The organism is Butyrivibrio sp. NC2007, assembly GCF_000421405.1.
GTDB lineage: Bacteria > Bacillota > Clostridia > Lachnospirales > Lachnospiraceae > Butyrivibrio.
Window position 1 is genome coordinate 95,323 of the sequence record NZ_ATWY01000014.1, and the last position, 21,994, is coordinate 117,316.

The following is a 21,994-nucleotide window of genomic DNA, read 5'->3' on the forward strand; positions in this document are numbered from 1 at the left end:
CTAATTTTTTATTATATAATCTAGCATAAATTTAATATTCTCACTTGATTTATGGGCAAAAGTCGGATAGAATTGTAGGTGCTGATAAAAATTTATCAAGATAGATAATTTATGAAACAGCAACTCATATAAAATTCATTTTAGGAGGAACTTAAAATGGCAGTAAAAGTAGCAATTAATGGTTTTGGCCGTATCGGTCGTCTTGCATTCAGACAGATGTTTGGTGCAGAAGGTTACGAAGTTGTAGCTATCAACGATTTAACAAGCCCTAAGATGCTTGCACATCTGTTGAAGTATGACTCATCACAGGGACGTTACGTAGATCTCGGACACGAGGATGACGTAACAGCTGACGACGAGGCTGGAACAATCACAGTTAAGGGTAAGACAATCAAGATCTACAAAGAGCCCGATGCTAACAATTGCCCTTGGGGAGAGCTTGGTGTAGACGTTGTTCTTGAGTGCTCAGGATTCTACACATCTAAGGATAAGGCACAGGCACACATCAATGCCGGCGCTAAGAAGGTAGTTATCTCTGCTCCTGCAGGAAACGATCTTCCTACAATCGTTTACAACGTAAACCACACAACACTTACAAAGGACGACAAGATCATTTCAGCTGCTTCTTGCACAACAAACTGCCTTGCACCTATGGCTAAGGCTCTTAATGATTACGCTCCTATCCAGTCAGGTATCATGTGCACAATCCACGCTTACACAGGTGACCAGATGATCCTCGACGGACCTCAGAGAAAGGGCGACCTCAGAAGATCACGTGCAGGTGCTGTTAACATCGTTCCTAACTCAACAGGTGCTGCAAAGGCTATCGGCCTTGTTATCCCTGAGCTTAACGGCAAGCTTATCGGCGCTGCTCAGCGTGTTCCTACACCTACAGGATCAACAACACTTCTGTTCGCAGTAGTTAAGAAGGCTGACGTTACTAAGGAAGCTGTAAACGCAGCTATGAAGGCAGCAGCTACAGAGTCATTCGGATACAACACAGACGAGATCGTTTCATCTGATATCGTTGGTATGAGATTCGGTTCACTCTTCGATGCAACTCAGACACTTGTTAACAAGGTTGATGATGATACATACGAAGTACAGGTTGTTTCATGGTATGACAACGAGAACTCATACACATCACAGATGGTTAGAACAATCAAGTACTTTGCAGAGCTTGGCTGATTAACCTCAAATACGAAATAGACTTTAACGAGGTCCGGTCCATATGGGCCGGACCTCATTTCTTTTTATCAAACTTCTAAAATAAAAGAATTTCTTTTAAATAAAAATCCAGGAGGAAAAAAATATGTCACTCAACAAAAAGTCCGTAGATGACATCAATGTTAAGGGCCGTCGCGTACTTGTTCGTTGCGATTTCAACGTACCTTTAAAGAACGGTGAGATCACTGACGAGACAAGAATCGTAGCAGCACTTCCTACAATCAAGAAGCTGGTTAAGGATGGCGGTAAGGTTATCCTTTGCTCACATCTTGGTAAGGTTAAGAATGGCCCTAACGAGGGGGAATCTCTTGCACCTGTTGCTAAGAGACTTTCAGAGAAGCTTGGCAAGGATGTTAAGTTTATCAGTGATTACAACGTAACAGGTCCTACAGCAACAGGCGCTGTAGAGGCTATGAATGAGGGAGATGTAATCCTTCTTCAGAATACCCGTTTCAGAGGCAAAGAGGAGACTAAGCCTGAAGAGGCTGGTGAGGCTTTTGCAAAAGAGCTCGCTGACCTTGCTGATGACTATGTATGCGACGCTTTCGGATCAGCTCACAGAGCACACGCTTCTGTAGCAGTTGTTACAAAGTACATCAAGGAAAAGGGTGGAAACAACGCAGTTGGATACCTTATGCAGAAGGAGATCGACTTCCTCGGAAATGCAGTTGAGAACCCTGTAAGACCTTTCGTTGCTATTCTCGGCGGTGCTAAGGTTGCTGATAAGCTCAACGTTATCAACACTCTTCTTGACAAGTGCGACACACTTATCATCGGTGGTGGTATGGCTTACACATTCCTTAAGGCTAAGGGATACGAAGTAGGTAAGTCACTTCTTGACGAGACCAAGATTGACTACTGTAAGGAAATGATGGAGAAGGCAGAGAAGGCCGGCAAGCAGCTCCTTCTTCCTGTTGATACAGTATGTATCGATTCTTTCCCTGATCCTATCGACAACCCTAACATTGCAACAACAGTTGTAGATGCTGACAAGATTCCTTCTGACAAAGAGGGTGCTGATATCGGACCTAAGACAATCGCTCTTTACGCTGAGGCTGTTAAGTCTGCTAAGACTGTAGTTTGGAACGGACCTATGGGCGTATTCGAGAACCCTGTTCTTGCAAACGGAACAGAGGAAGTTGCTAAGGCTCTTTCAGAGACATCAGCAACAACAATCATCGGCGGCGGCGACAGTGCAGCAGCTGTTAACCAGCTTGGCTACGCTGACAAGATGAGCCACATCTCAACAGGTGGCGGAGCTTCTCTTGAGTTCCTTGAGGGCAAGAAGCTTCCTGGCGTATACGCTGCAGACGATAAAGCGTGAACACTTAGTGAGGTTTTGTCGAACTTAGTGTGAACTCTGTTCTGGCGAGGGCCTGCGGCCCGAGAGCAGAACTTCCTTATGAATAAAAACTGGAGGATTACAAAATGGCACGTAGAAGAATAATCGCCGGAAACTGGAAGATGAACAAGACTCCCAGCGAGGCAGTAGCTCTTTGTGCAGAGCTTAAAGATCTTGTAAAGAATGATGACGTAGACGTTGTTTACTGCGTACCTGCTATCGATATCTGTGCAGTAGCAGAGGCAGTTAAGGACACAAACGTACATGTTGGTGCTGAGAACTTCTACATCGTAGACAGCGGTGCATTCACAGGAGAGATTTCAGCTCCTATGCTTAAGGATGCAGGTGTTGAGTATGTTATCATCGGACACTCAGAGAGAAGAGATATCTTCGGCGAGAACGATATCCTTATCAACCAGAAGGTTAAGAAGGCATTCGCATCAGGCCTTACACCAATCCTTTGCTGTGGAGAGTCCCTTGCACTTCGTAAGGCTGACACATACAAGGAGTGGATTGAGAGACAGATCACATGGGATCTCAGCGGAGTAACAGCTGACCAGGTTAAGAAGCTTGTTATCGCTTACGAGCCTATCTGGGCTATCGGAACAGGCGAGACAGCTACAGCTGATCAGGCTGAGGAAGTTTGCGGACTTATCCGTGAACTCATCGCTAAGCTCTATGACCAGGCTACAGCTGATGAAGTTCGTATCCAGTACGGCGGATCAATGAACGCTGGCAACGCTGCTGAGCTTCTTTCAAAGCCTAACATCGACGGTGGTCTCATCGGCGGTGCTTCACTTAAGCCTGACTTCGGCAAGATTGTTAATGCATAATAAGTAATCAAAAAGGTGCCATCCCATAACTGGGATAGCACCTTTTTATTTGCACTATTTTAAGTTCGGGGGGGGGTGACTTTGGTCAACCTTATCAGCCACCAAGTGTTTTGCTTACTAACTCTCTTGAAGCAGCTTCGTCGAGTTCTACTGCATCGTAAACATTGCCTTCGGAATCAACAATGATTCCAGAAACAAGGTCCTCGTTGAAGTAGTATCCGTACTCACCCATGGTTCCGATGAGCTTCTCATAAGTCTTGCCATCGTCTGTCTTGGTCTCTTCTGTTGTGAACATTCCATAGTCGAAAATATCACCGTCATTGTAGATATAGATGATATCGCCCTGCTCGTTTCTGAACATGCAGACATCAATCTTCTTGGCAGCATCATCAGCTGTCTTAAGACCGCCCATGAATACGAGCGAATCCTGTACAGCCTGAAGCTCTTCTTCAGGATTTGGCATTTCATCCTCTACAGCAGTCTCAGCAGTTTCCTCTACTACCTCAGCAACCTCTTCTGTAGTCTCAGCAACTTCCTGCTTAACGTCTTTGTTTCCGCATGCTGCCAGTGAAAGGCACATGGTTGCTGCAACAATACCTACTACAATTCTTCTGATCACGTTGTTTTTCATAATATCTCCTCCTCACAAGAAATAATCAGTTACAACAGTTTTGAATTCTAGCAGCATATTTTGTATGTGTATAGACAATAAGCGGAATATTTAGAAAAAGTTTATTTTTTGCAACTTTTGCAATGTAAAACTTATTAGTACATGTTAAAATGTAAAATATATGAAAGCACTTACATATGGTCAAGATTTGCAACTTTTTGATGAAATAATGAAGTGAAAATGAATATCGTTTACATTATGATGATATAAGGATTCAAAGTCCAATGATTCTGTGCTTGCACATAGAATTATTTGACCTTGAAGACTGAACAAACATGAGGAAGTAGTGCGAATGCACGGATTCCGAATGTTTGAAGGAATGCGAAAGTATTCCTTATATCATCATATATCATAGATTCAATGTAACGGGAGGGTTATATGGAACTTAGAACAGCATGTTCACCCAAGGATGAGAAGTACTACGACACAGCCAGACTTCGCAGCGAGTTCCTGATCGACGATCTGTTTCAGCCTGATGACATCAAGCTTGTTTACAGTCATATAGACAGGATCATTACAGGTTCAGCAGTACCGGTTAACAAAGAGCTGAAGCTTACAGCAGGAGATGAGCTCAGAGCTGAGTATTTCCTTCAGAGACGTGAGATGGGTGTCATCAATATCGGTGGCGCAGGAGTGATCACCATTGATGGCAAGAAGTACGAGGTTGATTATAAGCAGGGCATGTACATCGGAATGGGAGCAAAAGACATCTCTTTTGCCAGCAAGGATTCTGCAAAGCCTGCCAAGTTCTACATCAACAGCGCACCTGCTCATAAGACATATCCCACAGTTCTCATTAAGAGAGAGGGAACACCTGAAGAAGGCGTTGTTATCATCAAGGATGAAAACAAGAAAGAGCTTGGAAGCCTCGAGCAGGCCAATCACAGAGTTATCAACAAGTACATTCTTCCCGGTCAGGTTGAGACCTGCCAGCTTGAAATGGGCATGACAGAGCTTAAGCCCGGATCGGTATGGAACACAATGCCATGCCATACACATGACAGAAGAATGGAAGTTTATCTCTACTTCGATATCCCTGAGGATGCACTTGTTATGCACTTCATGGGCGAGCCTACAGAGACAAGACACATCATCATGAGAAACGAGCAGGCTGTTATCAGCCCCAGCTGGTCAATCCACTCAGGATGCGGAACACAGGCCTACACATTTATTTGGGGAATGGTAGGAGAGAACCAGGATTTCGACGATATGGATGACTGCGCAATGCAGGATCTGAAGTGATATAGGAATCCAGAAGCAACTACAAATATTCATTTAGGAGGGTATATATAATGTCAGACTTTTTAAAGAACTTTTCACTTGAGGGTAAGGTAGCATGGATCACAGGCGCATCATACGGCCTCGGACTTGCATATGCAGTAGCTTATGCAGAGAGCGGAGCTAAGATCGTATTCAACGATATCAACCAGGAACTTGTTGACAAGGGACTTGCTGAGTACGAGAAGAGAGGAATCAAGGCTTTCGGTAAGGTTTGTGATGTAACCAAGGAAGATCAGGTTCAGGCATTTGTTGCAGCTGTAGAGAAGGAAGTTGGAACAATCGACATTCTCGTTAACAATGCAGGTATCATCAAGAGAATCCCTATGCATGAGATGAGCGTTGAGCAGTGGAACCAGGTTATCGACGTAGACCTTACAGGTCCGTTCATCTGCTCAAAGGCAGTTCTTCCTGCAATGATGGAGAAGAAATCAGGTAAGATCATCAACGCCTGCTCAATGATGTCTGAGTTCGGACGTGAGACAGTATCTGCTTATGCAGCTGCCAAGGGCGGACTTAAGATGCTCACAAGAAACATCTGCTCTGAGTATGGTCAGTACAATATCCAGTGCAACGCTATTGGACCAGGCTACATCGCAACACCTCAGACAGCTCCTCTTCGTGAGAAACAGCCTGATGGATCAATGCATCCATTCGACAGATTCATTCGTTCAAAGACACCTGCTCAGAGATGGGGCAGAACAGAAGACCTTATGGGACTTGCAGTATTCCTTGCTTCTCCTGCTTCTGATTTCATCAACGGCCAGGTTGTTTATATCGACGGCGGTATCTCAGCTTACATCGGACAGGATCCAGGAAACCTTGATCCTTCCAAGTTCACAGATATCGACGAGAGCACAGCACAGTAATTATTTTTTATAAAAGAAAGGCATAAGAACATGGATAAGATTTGTGAAGAACTTTATAAGATCGGTATTGTTCCTGTAATCGCAATTGACGATGCTAAGGACGCTGAGCCTCTTGCTCAGGCACTTATTAACGGAGGACTTCCTGCAGCAGAGGTTACATTCCGTACAGCAGCAGCTGAGGAAGCAATTAAGATCATTTCAACCAAATTCCCTGAGATGATTGTTGGTGCAGGTACAGTGCTCAATGCTGAGCAGGCTGACAGAGCTAAGGCTGCAGGCGCTAAGTTCATCGTAAGCCCCGGCTTTAACAGAGCAAACGTTGAATATATTCAGTCAATCGGTGTACCGGTTGTTCCGGGAACAGCTACACCCGGTGAGGTTGAGCAGGCTATCGAGCTTGGCCTTGACTGCGTAAAATTCTTCCCTGCTGAGCAGAATGGTGGAATTGCCAAGATCAAAGCTATGGCAGCACCTTATACCAAAATGCACTTCATGCCTACAGGTGGTGTAAATAAGAACAACTTAAATGACTACCTCAGCTTTGGCAAGGTATTCTGCTGCGGCGGAAGCTGGATGGTTAAAAAAGACCTTATCTCAGCCGGCAAGTTCGATGAGATCGAGGCAATGACAAGAGATGCTGTAAATGCAATGCTTGGCTTTAAGCTTAAGCATATCGGTATCAACCAGGATAGCGCAGAGGCAGCTGAGTCTGTTGCAGATAAGTTTGATGCACTCTTTGGCCTTACCAAGAAGGTTGGCAATTCCTCTGTATTTGCAGGTTCAGCAGTAGAGGTTATGAAGTCAAAGGGCCGCGGAACATGCGGACATATCGCAATCGGCTGCAATAACATCGACAGAGCAGTATATCACCTTGGAAGACAGGGCGTTAAGTTTGATGAGACATCTTTCTCATATGATGCAGATAATCATCTTAAGGTTGCATATCTTGCTGATGACTTTGGCGGATTTGCTGTTCACCTTGCTAAGAACGACTGATTTAAGTGAACAATATAAAAATTTATTTACACAGTTATATATGAAAGGAATAAGCTATGGCAAAGAAAGTTGTTACATTTGGTGAGATCATGCTGCGTCTGCAGCCCGATAACTACTTAAGATTCGTTCAGGTTGATCACCTGGAGGCTACATTCGGAGGCGGAGAGGCAAACGTATCTGTTTCTCTTGCAAACTATGGACTTGATTCAGTTTATGTTACAAAGCTTCCTACACATGAGATAGGACAGGCAGCTGTTAACTCTCTCAGAAAGTACGGCGTTGATACATCCAAGATCACAAGAGGCGGCGACAGAGTAGGTATCTACTTCAATGAGAAGGGTGCTTCTCAGAGAGGTTCAAAGTGCATCTATGACAGAGCACATTCAGCAATCGCTGAGGCTGTACCTTCAGACTTCAACTGGGATGAGATCTTTGACGGAGCAGAGTGGTTCCACTTCACAGGTATCACTCCCGCTGTAAGTGACAGCCTTGCAGCTATCACACTTGAGGCTTGTAAGAAGGCTAAAGAGCACGGCCTTACAGTATCCTGCGACCTTAACTACAGAGGTAAGCTCTGGAGCAAAGAGAAGGCAGGCAAGGTTATGGGCGAGCTCTGCAAGTATGTAGATGTTTGCATCGCTAACGAAGAGGATGCTAACGATGTATTCGGTATCGCTGCTTCTTCAACAGATGTTACAACAGGTAAGCTCAACAGAGAGGGCTATATCGAGGTTGCTCAGAAGCTCACAGAGAGATTCGGCTTCAAGAAGGTTGCTATCACACTTCGTGAGTCTATCTCAGCTAACGACAACAACTGGAGCGCAATGCTCTATACAGACGGAGAGGCTTACTTCTCCAAGAAGTATGCACTTCACATTGTTGACCGTGTAGGTGGCGGAGATTCCTTCGGCGGCGGACTTATCTACAGCTGCGTAAACGGATTCGGACCTCAGGAGACAATCGAGTTTGCTGTAGCTGCTTCAGCTCTTAAGCACTCCATCGAGGGCGACTTCAACCTTGTAACAGTTGATGAGGTTAAGAAGCTTGCAGGCGGAGACGGCTCAGGACGTATCCAGAGATAATCAAAATAAAAATTAAAAAAACATTAAAAAGCGTCATCTGTATTTCACACAGAGGCGCTTTTTTTGTATAATTTAATATGCAGAAGAATGCGAGGTTTTTATGAAACTGGACAAGACTACAGAAACACTGCTGGTATTTCTTGCAGCGTTTGTCACGCTGATAACTGCATATTTGGTTGAACAGGTATGTGCAGACAATAATGTATCTTCAGAGTACGCCATCGATATGAGCCTTACGGGAGCAAGGCTTTCTGATGGTGTCTATGCTTCTGTGGCCAAATCCGAGGAAAATGTAACCAGAAACCGATATATCGCTAAGTATGAGTTTGAGATTCATAACGATAGCAATGTCAATATCAGCAACTGGGCTGCATACATAACAGTTCCAAAGGACACCGAGATAACCAATTTCTGGGGAGTTGAGGCCAACATAGAAAAAGGAAGGCTCATATGTGCTCCTGAGTTTTATAATCTCTCTTTTTCCAAAGGGGACAGCTTAAGCTTTGGAGTAGTACTAAACACCCAGAAGAGCTTTTATCCGGAACAGATCAGCTTCAGGGGCTACAAGAGCGGAAATTCAGGAGGCGTATTTACCAAGATACTTTATGGTGCTTTCATTATCTGGGCAGCTCTTTTTGTAGGCTTCTTTGTATCAAACTTCAATCTTAAGAACTACCGCGAGAAGCAGAAGAATGACGTGCGTATCATCCTTCAGTCCATGAATACCTTCATCAGTTTCATTGATGCAAAAGACCCTTACACCAGGGGTCATTCCAGAAGAGTGGCCATGTATGCTGCAGAGATCGCAAAGAGAATGCGCCTGTCTGAAGATGAAGTGCAGAATATTTACTATGCAGGACTCCTCCACGATGCAGGAAAGCTTAGCGTTCCCGATGCTGTGCTGAATAAGCCCGGAAAGCTTACAGACGAAGAGAGAAAGCTTATCCAGGACCACACTGTGGCCGGTGGAAAGATGCTTAAGCAGATGTCATCTCTTCGAGGCATCAGAGAGACAGCTCTTTATCATCACGAGAGATATGACGGAACCGGATATCCTGAGGGCTTAAAAGGCGATACAATTCCGCTTTATGCCAGGATTGTCGGCGTTGCAGACTCATATGACGCCATGTCCAGTAACAGAGTATATAGAAGACACCTTAACAAGGATGAAATTATAGAGGAAATCCAGCAGGGATCCGGAACCCAGTTTGATCCAAATATTGTTCCGTTCATGGTGGATATGATCAACGACGGATATGTAAACGTAGTTAAGATGGAAACTGCAGACAATGACGCCGGCAGAAGCGACTTCCATCTGACGGAAGACGACATCCCCGGCGTCTATATGGGATTCTGATTTTAGCAGCCGTAGAGGTGGCCATCGAATTCTTTGAAATAGGTTTCCTCAACTTTTTTCATAAAGACAGTGAGGTCGTCATCTCCAAAGTATAGTTCAATACGGACAGAGCCTACAGATTCTCCGATGAGGTGGAACCTGATATACAGGACATTTCTTCTAAACCATACGGCTCCGGCTGTGTATTTGCAGTCGTAGATGGGGAAAATACCATCTGCCATATCATTTATACCAAAGTAGAGCTTAAGGGCATTCTCGGGAAGCGAGGATGCCTTATTTTTATCCTTGTAAGTAAAAGTCAGGGACGAAGGACCATCCGAATTTAAGCTGACCTCAAGGGTATTAAATCCTTGAGGATTTTCTGCAAGTTTGTACACCCTGTTGAAATCGCTATAATTATCAGAAATATCTTCTCCTGTACGAGTGAGACCGTAATTTTCGGGAAGTCTTGGCGGTGCAATTCTAAGGCTTTCTGCGTAGGCTGACAGGTCTTCATAAGCTCTTTTATCATCGCCGGTTGCGGCGCTATTTCCAAGGAGATTCTCATAAAGCGCATCGTAGATAACCTGATTACCACCGGCCATTCCCTGAGTGTCGGCAGTGGTTACGATCAGCATATTTTCCGAAGGAAGACTGATACCAAGCTGACCACCCATTCCGTAGAGTACAAATCCGCCCTTTTCATTCTGCCAGATCTGCATGCCATAGCCTTGTGCCTCACTGGGAAGAGGCGCGGTGGGAAGAGAATCGCTGATGTTTGATGTGGCTTCCTCTACAAACTCTTTTGGCAAAAGAGATCTCGTTACGCCATCGCCACATACAACAGTTCCACCTTTGTGAAGCAGATACAGAATCTTAAGAAGGTCCATAGGAGTTGCCATAAGGCCGCTTCCGCCCATGGATACTCCAAAAGGGTCTTTTACCATATAAGAATCCTTGGAAAAATCAAGATAGTTAAAGGCCTTTTCCTTCAGATAATCAAGCATGGGCATTCTAGTGAGCTTCTCTGCAAGAGCGCACAGAGTGTGAGCTGCAGAGGTATCATAGTGGAAAATGGTCCCGGGCTTATGCGTCGGTGCTACCTTAAAAAAGCTCTCCACCCAGTCGGATTTCATATCGACCTTGTAGGTAGTGGAAGCGTGGCAGGTGCGCATCTGGAGCATGTTCCTTATTGTGGTCTGTCTGATCCAGGGATGAGTGTTCTCGTCCGTATATTCAGGGAAATAATCTGTTATTGAGGCGTCAAAGGAAAGCTTGCCCTCCTCCTGCAAAAGCGCTATCGCCATGGCTGTGATACTCTTACTTACGGAAAAGAGCCTGTGAAGAGTATCAGCTGTATATGGAGCATAGTATTTTTCAAAAATCAGCTTATCGTCCTTCATGATAAGGAGGCTGTGAATCGGAACGTCCTTTTTATCCAGTCTTTCAAGAACATTTTTTATGGCTTTAGAGGATATCCCGACATTTTCGGGAAGTGTTTTTTCAAAAGTGAACATAAGGTTTTCTCCATGTTTTTGATAAAATAAGTATAGCATAAACTGCTTGTGTTTCTTGAAAGAATGCGTCTTCTGGGTTATAATCTAATATTAGTTAGAAAATAAAGTGAGGTTTATATGTCTTCTATTATCCAGAACAATCAGGTCTTTAATAATGAAGTACCCTTCTGCAGGGTATATAGCGTAGAGAGCAAGAAGCAGCTCGAAGAGAGGTTTTTGGCACACCGTATCTCATACTTCATCGAGTGGCAGGACAAGTCAATCCTTCAGAGGCTCTTCGACAGAAAGGGTAGCAAGATAGTCTGCACCTTCAGGATCAATAAGGGTGACCTTGTGAGGGCAAAAGAGCTTTCTCAGGGAATCGAGGGTATCAAATACAAGGACTACGGTGAACTCAAGAATACAGAGCGTATCCGCAGAAGAAGCGAAGCAGTTAAGGAAGAGGGTACAGGCCTTGAAATGCCGGAGCTTAGATTTGAGAACAAGATCGGCGATACTGAAGATAACGAGAAATTTTAAAATAGAGCAGGGGATTTATTTCTCCTGCTTATTCTTTGCGTAAAGGAGACAACATGGCAGAGAAAAAAACAACTAAGAGCAGATGCCCTGTATTCAAGAAGTGCGGAGCATGTCAGATGATCGACACTCCTTATGAGACACAGCTTCGTAAAAAGCATGCACATGTTGCGGAGCTTTTAAAGCCATACTGCAAGGTGGAGTCCTTCATAGGCATGGAGAGTCCGGAGCACTACAGGTGCAAGGTTCATGCGGTCTTTGACCATGACAGAAAGGGCAATCCTATAACCGGAATATACAGAGAAGGCTCCCACGAGGTTGTGCCTGTTGATAGCTGCCTTTTGGAAGACCAGAAAGCCGATGCGATCATTGCAACTATACGAGGAATGCTTAAGTCTTTCAAGATCAAGACTTTTGACGAGGACAACGGATACGGTCTTCTTCGCCATGTGCTGATAAGGATAGGTAAGAACACGGGAGAGATCATGGTTGTACTGGTTACCGTGTCACCTGTATTCCCGTCCAAGAATAACTTCGTTAAGGCGCTTAGAAAAGATCATCCGGAGATCACCACAATTGTTCTTAATGTTAACGACAAGCAGACCAGCATGATCCTTGGAGATAAGGAAAAGCCTATCTATGGACCGGGATTCATCTATGACATTTGCTGTGGTATGAAGTTTAAGATTTCACCAAAGTCTTTTTACCAGGTAAATCCTATTCAGCAGGAAGTGCTGTATAAGACTGCAATCGAAATGGCGGATCTATCAGGTGATGAAGTTGCCATGGACTGCTACAGTGGTGTTGGTACAATCGGTCTTATTGCAAGTCCTCATGTGAAAGAGGTCATCAGTGTTGAACTTAACAAAGATGCGGTAAAAGATGCAATCCTTAATGCCAAGATCAATGAAGTAAAGAACATTACATTCTATCAGAATGACGCCACTGTATTTATGCAGCAGATGGCAGAATCCGGAGATAAGGTCGACCTCGTGTTCATGGATCCTCCAAGATCAGGATCGACGCCGGAGTTTATCAGGTCGCTGATAGCTCTTTCTCCCAAGAAGGTAGTGTACATATCCTGCAGCCCGGATTCACTGGCCAATGATCTTAAGCTCATTACCAAGGGCGGCTACAAGGTTAAAAGAGCTGTTCCCGTGGACATGTTCCCGTTCACAAGAGGCTCGGAAGTAGTATGTCTTTTAACAAAAGAAAAATGAACTAAATAACATTTTGTATAATTGTATACCTTGATTCTTTTTCAAGTCTGCGTTATATTTTATTGAAGAAATCAGCGATTTAACGTGGTGAATTTGAGAGGAGAAAAAGATGTCCCAGGTTCAAGGCAGTACAAAGAAGTATGTTGAGATGAGCAAGCAGGAACTTGAGCAGGAAATTGTTAAGCTCAAGGCCGAGTACAAGAAGTATCAGGAGATGGATCTGAATCTGAACATGGCAAGAGGTAAGCCATGCAGAGAACAGCTTGATCTTTCTATGGGTATGATGGATGCCCTCAATTCAGAGGCGGATCTTTCATGCGAGGATGGTACAGATTGCCGTAATTACGGCGTTTTGGATGGTATTCATGAGGCCAAGGTACTTATCGGTGCAATGATGGAGAACAAGCCGGAGAATATCATTATATATGGAAACTCTTCACTTAACGTAATGTATGATACCGTATCAAGAGCCTATACACATGGTGTTATGGGAAACACTCCATGGTGCAAGCTTGATAAGGTTAAATTCCTTTGCCCTGTTCCCGGTTACGACAGACACTTTGCAATTACAGAATACTTCGGAATCGAGATGATCCCTGTACAGATGACACCTACAGGTCCTGATATGGATGAGGTAGAGAGGCTCGTTGCTTCTGATGAGTCCATCAAGGGAATCTGGTGCACACCTAAGTATTCAAATCCTCAGGGCTATTCCTATTCAGATGAGACAGTAAGACGTTTTGCACGCCTTCGTCCCGCAGCAAGAGACTTCCGTATCTTCTGGGACAATGCATACGGAGTTCACCACCTTTATGATGACGATCAGGATTACCTTATAGAGATCTTAGAGGAGTGTAAGAGAGCAGGAAGCCCGGATATGGTCTACAAGTTCTCATCAACTTCCAAGATCACATTCCCCGGTAGCGGAATTGCTGCCATTGCCACATCTCTTAACAACTTAGAGGAGATCAAGGCTCAGCTTACATATCAGACCATCGGACATGACAAGGTTAATCAGCTCCGTCATGTAAGATTCTTTAACGGAGATATCAACAATCTCAAAGAGCACATGAGAAAGCATGCAGCCATCATAAGACCTAAGTTCGAGGCTGTTTTGGAAATTCTTGACACCGAACTTGCTCCATACGGAGTAGGAAGCTGGACAAGGCCAAAGGGCGGATATTTCATCAGCTTTGATGCACCTGAAGGATGCGCCAAGGCTGCTGTTGACAGGGCTAAGAAGGCCGGTGTAACCATGACCGGAGCCGGTGCAACATATCCATATCACAAGGATCCTCATGATTCCAATATCCGTATTGCCCCGACACTTCCAAGCCTGCCGGATCTTAAGCTTGCTATGCTCATCTTCACAGTTTGCGTAAAACTCACAGCAGCTGAGAGACTTCTTAAGGAGATGGATTAATAATGAATTTAAAAGAACTGAAGATTGGTCAGTCGGCGGTCATTAAGGCCGTCGGCGGAGAAGGCGCACTTAGACAGCACTTTTTGGACATGGGAGTTATTCCCGGAACAGAGGTGACTGTTATTAAGTATGCGCCTCTTGGCGACCCTGTAGAACTTCAGATACACGGTTATGAGCTTACGCTCCGTCTTGCTGATGCAGAGAAGATCGAGATTGAGCCGATAAAAGAGCGCACCAACAAGCATGAGAGAATAAAAGAGATAGTAAGTTCAGAGCACCCCGGACTTGGTGAGGACGGCAAATATCACGTAGAGGGCGATAAGGACAAGCTTCCGGACGGAACTCTTTTGACCTTTGCTCTTGTGGGAAATCAGAACTGTGGCAAGACCACTCTTTTCAACCAGCTTACAGGTGCCAATCAGCACGTTGGAAATTTCCCGGGCGTTACCGTAGATCGCAAGGACGGACCCATCAGAGACTTCCCGAATACTCTGGTTACGGATCTTCCCGGAATCTATTCCATGTCTCCTTATAGTGCAGAGGAGCTGGTATCCAGAAACTTTGTAATTGAAGAAAAGCCAAAGGCCATCATCAACATCGTGGATGCCATGAACATCGAGAGAAACATGTATCTTACCATGCAGCTTCTCGAGATGGGAGTACCCATGGTAGTTGCTCTTAACATGATGGATGAGGTGAAAGGCAACAACGGCTCCATTGATATCAACAAAATGGAGGAGCTTCTTGGCGTACCTGTTGTTCCTATTTCCGCTTCCAAAAATGAGGGTGTGGCAGAGCTTGTACGTCATGCTGTGCATCTTGCGCAGTATCAGGAAAAACCTGTAGAGCAGGACTTTTGCTCCAAGACCGATCACGGCGGAGCAATCCACAGAGCGATCCATGCAGTGGAGGCTATTTTGGAGGATCATGCAGAGAAGGCAGGACTTCCCTTAAGGTTTGCCACCACCAAGGTCATCGAGGGCGATGAAATCGTAATGGAGAAGCTCTCTGTCGATGAGAATGAAAAAGAAATGATCCGTCAGATCATAAAGAAGATGGAAGATGAGAGCGGAATGGACAGAAGCTCTGCCATCGCCGATATGAGATATGACTTTATTGAGCGTGTCTGCGAGCAGACTGTGGTTAAGCCCATGGAGAGCAAGGAGAGAATACGCTCAGAGAAGATAGATAAGATACTTACGGGAAAATGGACGGCAATTCCCTGCTTCATCCTGATAATGCTCCTGGTATGCCATCTGACTTTCAATGTTATAGGCGCTTTTTTACAGGACGTTTTGGAGATGGGAGTCGACTACCTTAAGGGTCTTGCTGAAGCCGGAATGAGCGCAGCCCATGTCAATGCAACCATACAGGGGCTTGTGCTTGACGGAATATTCGACGGTGTCGGAAGTGTCCTTAGCTTCATGCCTATTGTGGTTACACTGTTCTTCTTCCTATCGCTTATGGAGGACAGCGGATATATCGCAAGAGTAGCCTTCTTTATGGACAAGCTCCTTAGGAGAATCGGACTTTCGGGAAGAAGTATCGTGCCTCTTCTTATCGGCTTTGGATGTACGGTTCCTGCCGTAATGGCAACGAGAACTCTTCCTTCAAGAAGGGATAGAAGGATGACCATACTCCTTACTCCGTTTATGAGCTGCTCAGCCAAGGTGCCCATCTATGCATTCTTTGTAGCTGCTTTCTTCCCAGATAAAGCTGCACTTGTAATGGTGCTCTTATACCTTCTCGGAATAGCAGTCGGAATCCTGGCTTCTCTTGCTTACAAGAACACAATCTTCAGAGGCGAAGCAGTTCCCTTTGTAATGGAGCTTCCGAATTACCGTATGCCGGGAGCAAGGAATGTAGCAAGGCTTCTATGGGATAAGGCAAAAGACTTCTTCACAAGGGCCTTCAGCGTTATCCTGGTTGCAACTATTGTAGTATGGTTTTTACAGAGCTTTGACCTTCGCTTTAATCTGGTGGAAGACTCTTCAACCAGCATAATGGCTGCGCTTTCAAGCGTGCTTGTTCCTCTGTTCACTCCACTTGGTCTTGGTGACTGGAGAGTTGTAACATCCCTTATCACGGGATTTATCGCCAAGGAGAGTGTTGTTTCAACCATGAGCATTCTCTTTGACGGCGGTGTGGAAAATGCGCTTACAGCTGTTACTGCCGCAACGATGCTTGTGTTCTCACTTCTTTACACACCTTGCGTTGCAGCCATTGCAGCCATAAAAAGAGAACTTGGCGGACTGTATGCTCTTGCAGTAGTTTTGTGGCAGAGCGCCATCGCCTGGCTTGTTGCATTTATCCTTAGGTTTGTCTTTATAGCGATGGGAATGTAATATGACTGATCTTGAAAAGAATGTGCGGGAGAAATTCCGCTATATAACGAATACTTTAATTAAGGAGCAGCTCACCATAACGACAATGGAGAGCTGCACTTCTGGTCTTGTGGCATCTCTTTTGACAGACACCGAAGGTGCATCTGCGATATTAAAAGGTGCCTTCATAACCTATTCAAATGAGGCCAAGATAAAGCAGAATGTACCTGCGGATGTGATAGAGAGATTCGGGGTGTACTCAAAGGAGACTGCCCGGGAGATGGCACTTGCAGCCAAAAGAGCTTATGGCGCAGATATAGCGATCGGAGTTACCGGGACCATGGGCAACGTAGACCCTGCAAACAACGACTCGACTCCGGGCGAAGTGTTTTTTGCCATAGCTCATAAAGAGGGCACTGAGAGCTTTCATATTTCCGTGCCTGTTCAGGATAGCAGATACGAATACAAGCTCTTTGTAGCGGGCGCTATTGCAGAAGAAATCACACGTGTTATCTAAACAAAAGACCTTTTGGTGTTTTGTATTCTATGCTATACTATACCTTGGTTACATATTAGTAAGAAAGAGATGGAATAATGGAGTCTAAGCAGTACAGTAAAAGAATCCGATATTTGCGCAGACTCATCATTACTACAGTGGCAGCTGCCTGCCTTATTCCCACTTGTATATGCGTTATTCTGGCCATCAGATACGACCGTCTTCACACAGAATATGAGAAGAGCATGGCGGATCTGGAGTGGTACAGAGAGCAGTTCGGCAGCGAGAGAGATATTCTGGCTACAGAAGCTGAGCCGGATGGGGAAGATTCGAATATTGTAGAGACTACTTCGGAAGGGATGGATGTTGACTACGCCACGGTGGATGTCAGTGGCGCTCAGAATCCTGAGGATATAGAGGGCACCAGATATGTTTATCTGACCTTCGACGACGGACCAAGTACGTACACAGACGAGATACTCGATATATTAGAGCAGCACAATGTAAAGGCTACCTTCTTTGTCTGTGGCAAACCAAATGCCAAGTATACAGATCTTTACAAGAGAATAGTTAATGATGGGCATACTCTTGGGATGCACTCGTACAGTCACAAGTACAGCGAATTATATGCTTCTCTTGATTCGTTCAAGGAAGATACGGATAAATTAAGAATTTTCTTATACGAGACAACAGGCGTGTGGGCTAGTTTTTACCGGTTCCCCGGTGGAAGCTCCAATACGGTCAGCAAGGTGGACATGCATGAGCTGACTGATTATCTGGAGAGCAGCAATGTCACCTTCTTTGACTGGAACGTTTCAGCAGGTGATGACAAGGCCGGTGCCAACAAGGACACGATCTACGCCAACATAGTTAACAACGTACCCAGATTTAAACACTGCGTAGTACTTATGCACGACGCAGCTGATAAAAAGAGTACGGTAGAAGCACTGCCTGAGATAATCGAAGCGATCCAGGCAATGGATGACACAGTGATAGTACCGATAACCGAGGATACGTTACCGGTTCAACATATCAATTAAACGAAAAAAGATTGAATGGAGGATATCTAGATGGGATTTTTTTCTGAGCTGAAAAGCGACCTCTCACAGGCTGTAAACACTCTTATGCCTGAGGACAAGCCGGAAGCTGAAAGCAAGGGCAGCAATGGACCTGTAGAAGCTCCTAAGCCTGTAGACCTTGACAGCATGCTTAATCGTCTCGACGACATTAAGCTTGATGAGGCAGCAGAGAGAAAAGAGGATGCTGTGGAAGAGACTGCAGCAGCTGAGGATGTAGCAGAGACTTTAGACGAGGTTGCAGAAGATGCAGTCGAGACTATAGATGAGTTAAAAGAGGAGATCGAAGAAGTTTCTGAGACCGTTGATGAAGTTCGTGAGCTTGAAGAGAAGATTGAAGAGCAGACTCAGGAAGAGATCAAGGTCGAGGAGCCCAAGAACGCACTTGAGGCTATAAATCCTGCACATATTGGCAAGTATGTTGCAGATAAAAATGCAGAAACAGAAATGATAACAAGAAACGGGGGAATTGAAACTATGGATTTCGAACAGCAGACACCTACAGATGAAGTTGCCAGCATTACCGAAGGTATGATCGTCAAGGGCGACATTGCCACAACAGGTTCACTTGAGCTCATCGGTAAGATCACAGGTAATATCAAGTGTCTCGGCAAGCTTAACATAACAGGCGAGATCAACGGAGATTCAGACGCAGCAGAAGTTTATGCAGAGTCAGCAAGGATCACCGGTGAGATCAAGAGTAAGGGCAGCGTTAAGGTTGGCCAGAGCACAGTTATCGTAGGTAACATCTATGGATCAAGCGCAGTTATCGCAGGCGCTGTAAAGGGTGACATCGATGTTCACGGTCCTGTAGTTCTTGATACAACAGCTATCGTAATGGGCAATATCAAGTCTCAGTCAGTACAGATCAACAATGGTGCTGTTATCGAGGGTATGTGCTCACAGGCATACGCTGATGTTAATCCTTCAGAGTTCTTCGAGGGACTTAAGAATAAATAATTTGATAATGGAGAAGATATGAGAATTTTATTAAAGCTCAGTGGTGAGGCACTTGCAGGTGATAAGAAGACAGGCTTCGATGAGGAGACCGTCAGAAAGGTTGCACTTCAGGTTAAGCAGCTTGTAGATAACGGAACTCAGGTAGGTATCGTTATCGGCGGAGGCAATTTCTGGAGAGGACGAAGCAGCGAGAACATTGATCGCACCAAGGCTGACCAGATCGGAATGCTTGCCACAATCATGAACTGCATCTATGTATCCGAGATATTCAGAAGTGTAGGCATGATGACCAATATACTTACTCCATTCGAGTGCGGATCCTTCACAAAGCTCTTTTCCAAGGATAGAGCAAACAAGTACTTTGCAAGGAATATGGTAGTGTTCTTTGCAGGCGGTACAGGTCATCCGTATTTCTCAACAGATACAGGAGTTGTTTTAAGGGCCATCGAGGTTGAGGCTGACTATATACTTCTTGCCAAGGCTATTGACGGAGTATATGATTCAGATCCTGCCAAGAACCCTGATGCAAAGAGATATGACACTATCTCAATCGATGAGGTTATAGAGCAGAACCTTCAGGTTGTAGATATGACAGCATCAATACTCGCCAGGGACAATCACATGCCTATGAGAGTATTCGCTCTCCAGGAGGAGAACAGCATAGTTAAGGCATCAACAGGCGATTTTAACGGAACAACCGTTACAACAAATTAACCAGGGGAGGTTATGTGTATGAACGAGAGACTTAAGACCTTTAACGACAAAATGCAGAAGTCATTTGATTATCTCAAGGATGATCTTGCATCAATAAGAGCAGGTAGAGCTAATCCACATGTTCTCGATAAGATTAAGGTTGATTACTACGGAACACCTACTCCTATTCAGCAGGTTGGAAACGTATCTATTCCTGAGGCCAGGATCATTCAGATTGCTCCTTGGGACAAGACACTTATCAAGGATATTGAGAAGGCTCTTATGGCATCAGACCTTGGTATCACACCAAGCAACGACGGCGCTGTAATAAGACTTGTTTTCCCTGAGCTCACAGAGGAGCGCAGAAAACAGCTCACCAAGGATATCCGCAAGAAGGGTGAAGATGCTAAGGTTGCAGTTAGAAACGTAAGACGTGACGGCAACGACGCCCTCAAGAAGCTCAAAGGAACCGAGGTTTCAGAGGATGAGATTGAGGATCTTAACGACGAGCTCCAGAAGATAACCGACAAGTTCATCAAGGATATCGATGCAGCTGTAGAAGAGAAGAATAAGGAAATCATGACGGTATAATCTATGGAAGCAAATACAAATATTCCTGCACATGTAGCCATCATCCTCGATGGCAACGGAAGATGGGCCAAGGCTAAGGGCATGCCCAGAAACTACGGCCATATGCAGGGAGCAAAAGCTGTTGAAGACATTCTCGTAGTCGCAAGAGACATGGGAATCAAATATCTTACAGTCTACGCATTCTCAACTGAGAATTGGAGTCGTCCTGAGGCAGAGGTATCTGCCCTCATGACGATTTTGCGTAATTATTTAAAAACCAGTATAAAGAAATCCATGAAGAACAATGTGCGCTGCCGTGTTATCGGTGAGCGCTCTCTGCTTTCAGAGGATATCCAGAAGGCTATAAAAGAGCTTGAGGATACCACTGCAGGCAACACCGGACTGACCTTTACCATTGCCATCAATTATGGCAGCAGGGATGAGATCACAAGGGCAGTCAGAAAGGTTGCTGCGAAAGTAGAGGCCGGAGAGCTGCGTGCTGAGGATATAACAGAGAAGGATATTGCAGATAATTTAGATACCAACTTCCTTCCGGATCCGGACCTTCTTATCAGGACCTGCAATGAGCAGAGAATTTCCAATTACCTGCTCTGGCAGTGTGCGTATACGGAGTTCTACTTTACTCCCGTAGCATGGCCTGATTTTGATAAGGCTGAGCTTGAAAAGGCGGTAGAAGCCTATGCCGGCAGAAACCGTAAGTTTGGAGGACTGAAGGAATCTTGAAGACTAGAGTTATCAGTGGAATTGTAATTGGTATTGTGCTGGCGGCAGTACTTATCCCGGGAGGGTACGTACTCTCGGCAGCACTTTTGATAGTGTCACTTATAGCATTTTTTGAGCTCACAAGAGCCCTTGGAGTTCATAAGGACGGACAGAAGATCAATATGCTTGAAGCCTGCGGATACGCATCAATCCTGGTTCACTACATCCAGATGATGCTGGTTAAGGACTACAGGTATTACATTTTCTCGATAATGTTTGCCTTTTTCCTGATCATGGTCTGCTATGTGGTGTCATTCCCGAAATATAGTGCTTCTCAGGCAATCTTTTGTTTCTTCTGCTTTATCTATGCACCGGTCAATATGTCTTTTGTCTACCTCTTAAGGATAAGGCATCTGGGCGTATACTTTGCCTGGGTTCCGTTTATTGCCTGGGTTTGTGATACCTGTGCATACTTTGCCGGAAGAGCCTTTGGAAAGCACAAGATGGCGCCGGTATTATCACCTAAGAAGACCATCGAGGGCGCTATCGGAGGAATCCTGGGTTCTGTGATCGTCGGAGGCATCATAGGATATATCCTCTATGTGAATGAAACTCACAGTCCATCTACCGTTTGGGGACTCATGATCATCTGCTTTGCAGGAAGCATCATCTCCCAGATCGGAGACCTTCTTGCATCCGGTATTAAGCGTGATCACAATATCAAGGACTACGGAACGCTTATTCCGGGACATGGCGGAATAATGGACAGGTTTGACAGTGTTATTTTTGTCATTCCATGTATTTATTTTTTGGCGGCAGTTATGCTGCCTGTACTGGGGTAAC

At 44.9% G+C, this 21,994-nt stretch carries 21 protein-coding genes; 19 read left to right on the forward strand and 2 right to left on the reverse strand.

The features are described from left to right. The first annotated feature begins 156 nt into the window (after nt 1-156). The 3 genes from gap to tpiA all read left to right on the forward strand — a co-directional run bounded on the left by gap (nt 157) and on the right by tpiA (nt 3,402). Complete coding sequence (gene gap / locus G632_RS0112205; RefSeq protein WP_022769535.1) at nt 157-1,188, forward strand: type I glyceraldehyde-3-phosphate dehydrogenase; 1,032 nt, start codon at nt 157-159, stop codon at nt 1,186-1,188. Between the two features lie 124 nt (nt 1,189-1,312). Then, nucleotides 1,313-2,551, forward strand: a complete 1,239-nt coding sequence (locus G632_RS0112210; RefSeq protein ID WP_022769536.1) for a phosphoglycerate kinase — start codon at nt 1,313-1,315, stop codon at nt 2,549-2,551. A gap of 104 nt (nt 2,552-2,655) precedes the next feature. After that, nucleotides 2,656-3,402: a triose-phosphate isomerase gene (gene tpiA, locus G632_RS0112215; protein WP_022769538.1), complete on the forward strand. Its 747-nt coding sequence runs from the start codon at nt 2,656-2,658 to the stop codon at nt 3,400-3,402. Between the two features lie 94 nt (nt 3,403-3,496). On the opposite strand, the gene G632_RS0112220 is transcribed toward tpiA, so the two are convergent. Further along, nucleotides 3,497-4,033, reverse strand: coding sequence for a hypothetical protein (locus tag G632_RS0112220; protein ID WP_022769539.1), 537 nt, complete (start codon nt 4,031-4,033; stop codon nt 3,497-3,499). Nucleotides 4,034-4,450: 417 nt separating this feature from the next. On the opposite strand from G632_RS0112220, the gene kduI reads away from it, so the two are divergent. The 5 genes from kduI (at nt 4,451) to G632_RS21320 (ending at nt 9,654) form a co-directional block, all read left to right on the forward strand. Beyond that, nucleotides 4,451-5,314: a 5-dehydro-4-deoxy-D-glucuronate isomerase gene (gene kduI, locus G632_RS0112225; protein ID WP_022769540.1), complete on the forward strand. Its 864-nt coding sequence runs from the start codon at nt 4,451-4,453 to the stop codon at nt 5,312-5,314. A gap of 50 nt (nt 5,315-5,364) precedes the next feature. Beyond that, nucleotides 5,365-6,219 carry a gluconate 5-dehydrogenase gene (locus G632_RS19955; RefSeq protein ID WP_022769542.1) on the forward strand — a complete coding sequence of 285 codons (855 nt, stop codon included), beginning with the start codon at nt 5,365-5,367 and terminating at the stop codon, nt 6,217-6,219. A gap of 30 nt (nt 6,220-6,249) precedes the next feature. Further along, nucleotides 6,250-7,215, forward strand: a complete 966-nt coding sequence (locus tag G632_RS0112235; RefSeq protein ID WP_022769543.1) for a bifunctional 4-hydroxy-2-oxoglutarate aldolase/2-dehydro-3-deoxy-phosphogluconate aldolase — start codon at nt 6,250-6,252, stop codon at nt 7,213-7,215. A 56-nt stretch (nt 7,216-7,271) separates the two neighbouring features. Next, nucleotides 7,272-8,297, forward strand: a complete 1,026-nt coding sequence (locus G632_RS0112240) for a sugar kinase (protein WP_022769545.1) — start codon at nt 7,272-7,274, stop codon at nt 8,295-8,297. Nucleotides 8,298-8,397: 100 nt separating this feature from the next. Next, on the forward strand, nt 8,398-9,654 hold the full coding sequence (locus G632_RS21320) for an HD domain-containing phosphohydrolase (protein ID WP_022769546.1): 1,257 nt from the start codon (nt 8,398-8,400) through the stop codon (nt 9,652-9,654). 2 nt (nt 9,655-9,656) lie between these two features. Here the strand turns inward: G632_RS21320 and G632_RS0112250 are convergent, their stop codons facing one another. Then, nucleotides 9,657-11,150 (reverse strand): serine hydrolase domain-containing protein, encoded by a 1,494-nt coding sequence (locus G632_RS0112250; protein ID WP_022769547.1) that lies wholly within the window; start codon nt 11,148-11,150, stop codon nt 9,657-9,659. A gap of 117 nt (nt 11,151-11,267) precedes the next feature. Here G632_RS0112250 and G632_RS0112255 point away from each other — a divergent pair, with 117 nt between their 5' ends. From G632_RS0112255 to G632_RS0112305, 11 genes are all read left to right on the forward strand, one after another. After that, complete coding sequence (locus G632_RS0112255) at nt 11,268-11,669, forward strand: hypothetical protein (protein ID WP_026512561.1); 402 nt, start codon at nt 11,268-11,270, stop codon at nt 11,667-11,669. Between the two features lie 53 nt (nt 11,670-11,722). Then, nucleotides 11,723-12,886: a 23S rRNA (uracil(1939)-C(5))-methyltransferase RlmD gene (rlmD, locus tag G632_RS19965; RefSeq protein WP_051154940.1), complete on the forward strand. Its 1,164-nt coding sequence runs from the start codon at nt 11,723-11,725 to the stop codon at nt 12,884-12,886. A 109-nt stretch (nt 12,887-12,995) separates the two neighbouring features. Further along, nucleotides 12,996-14,309 carry an aminotransferase gene (locus tag G632_RS0112265; protein WP_022769549.1) on the forward strand — a complete coding sequence of 438 codons (1,314 nt, stop codon included), beginning with the start codon at nt 12,996-12,998 and terminating at the stop codon, nt 14,307-14,309. A gap of 2 nt (nt 14,310-14,311) precedes the next feature. Next, nucleotides 14,312-16,654 (forward strand): ferrous iron transport protein B, encoded by a 2,343-nt coding sequence (feoB, locus tag G632_RS0112270; RefSeq protein WP_022769550.1) that lies wholly within the window; start codon nt 14,312-14,314, stop codon nt 16,652-16,654. Between the two features lies 1 nt (nt 16,655). Then, the gene (locus G632_RS0112275) at nt 16,656-17,150 is read left to right on the forward strand and encodes a CinA family protein (RefSeq protein WP_022769551.1); all 495 of its coding nucleotides are present in this window, start codon (nt 16,656-16,658) and stop codon (nt 17,148-17,150) included. 77 nt (nt 17,151-17,227) lie between these two features. Then, a complete protein-coding gene (locus G632_RS0112280; RefSeq protein ID WP_022769553.1) occupies nt 17,228-18,169 on the forward strand; it encodes a polysaccharide deacetylase family protein in 942 nt (313 codons plus the stop codon). 30 nt (nt 18,170-18,199) lie between these two features. Then, on the forward strand, nt 18,200-19,165 hold the full coding sequence (locus tag G632_RS0112285) for a polymer-forming cytoskeletal protein (protein ID WP_022769554.1): 966 nt from the start codon (nt 18,200-18,202) through the stop codon (nt 19,163-19,165). Nucleotides 19,166-19,183: 18 nt separating this feature from the next. Further along, nucleotides 19,184-19,879, forward strand: a complete 696-nt coding sequence (gene pyrH / locus G632_RS0112290) for a UMP kinase (RefSeq protein ID WP_022769556.1) — start codon at nt 19,184-19,186, stop codon at nt 19,877-19,879. Between the two features lie 18 nt (nt 19,880-19,897). Beyond that, complete coding sequence (frr, locus tag G632_RS0112295; RefSeq protein ID WP_022769557.1) at nt 19,898-20,449, forward strand: ribosome recycling factor; 552 nt, start codon at nt 19,898-19,900, stop codon at nt 20,447-20,449. A 3-nt stretch (nt 20,450-20,452) separates the two neighbouring features. Next, a complete protein-coding gene (locus G632_RS0112300; protein WP_022769558.1) occupies nt 20,453-21,172 on the forward strand; it encodes an isoprenyl transferase in 720 nt (239 codons plus the stop codon). Further along, nucleotides 21,169-21,993: a phosphatidate cytidylyltransferase gene (locus G632_RS0112305; RefSeq protein ID WP_022769560.1), complete on the forward strand. Its 825-nt coding sequence runs from the start codon at nt 21,169-21,171 to the stop codon at nt 21,991-21,993. Before G632_RS0112300 ends, G632_RS0112305 begins: the two co-directional genes overlap by 4 nt. The last annotated feature ends 1 nt before the right edge of the window (nt 21,994 follow it).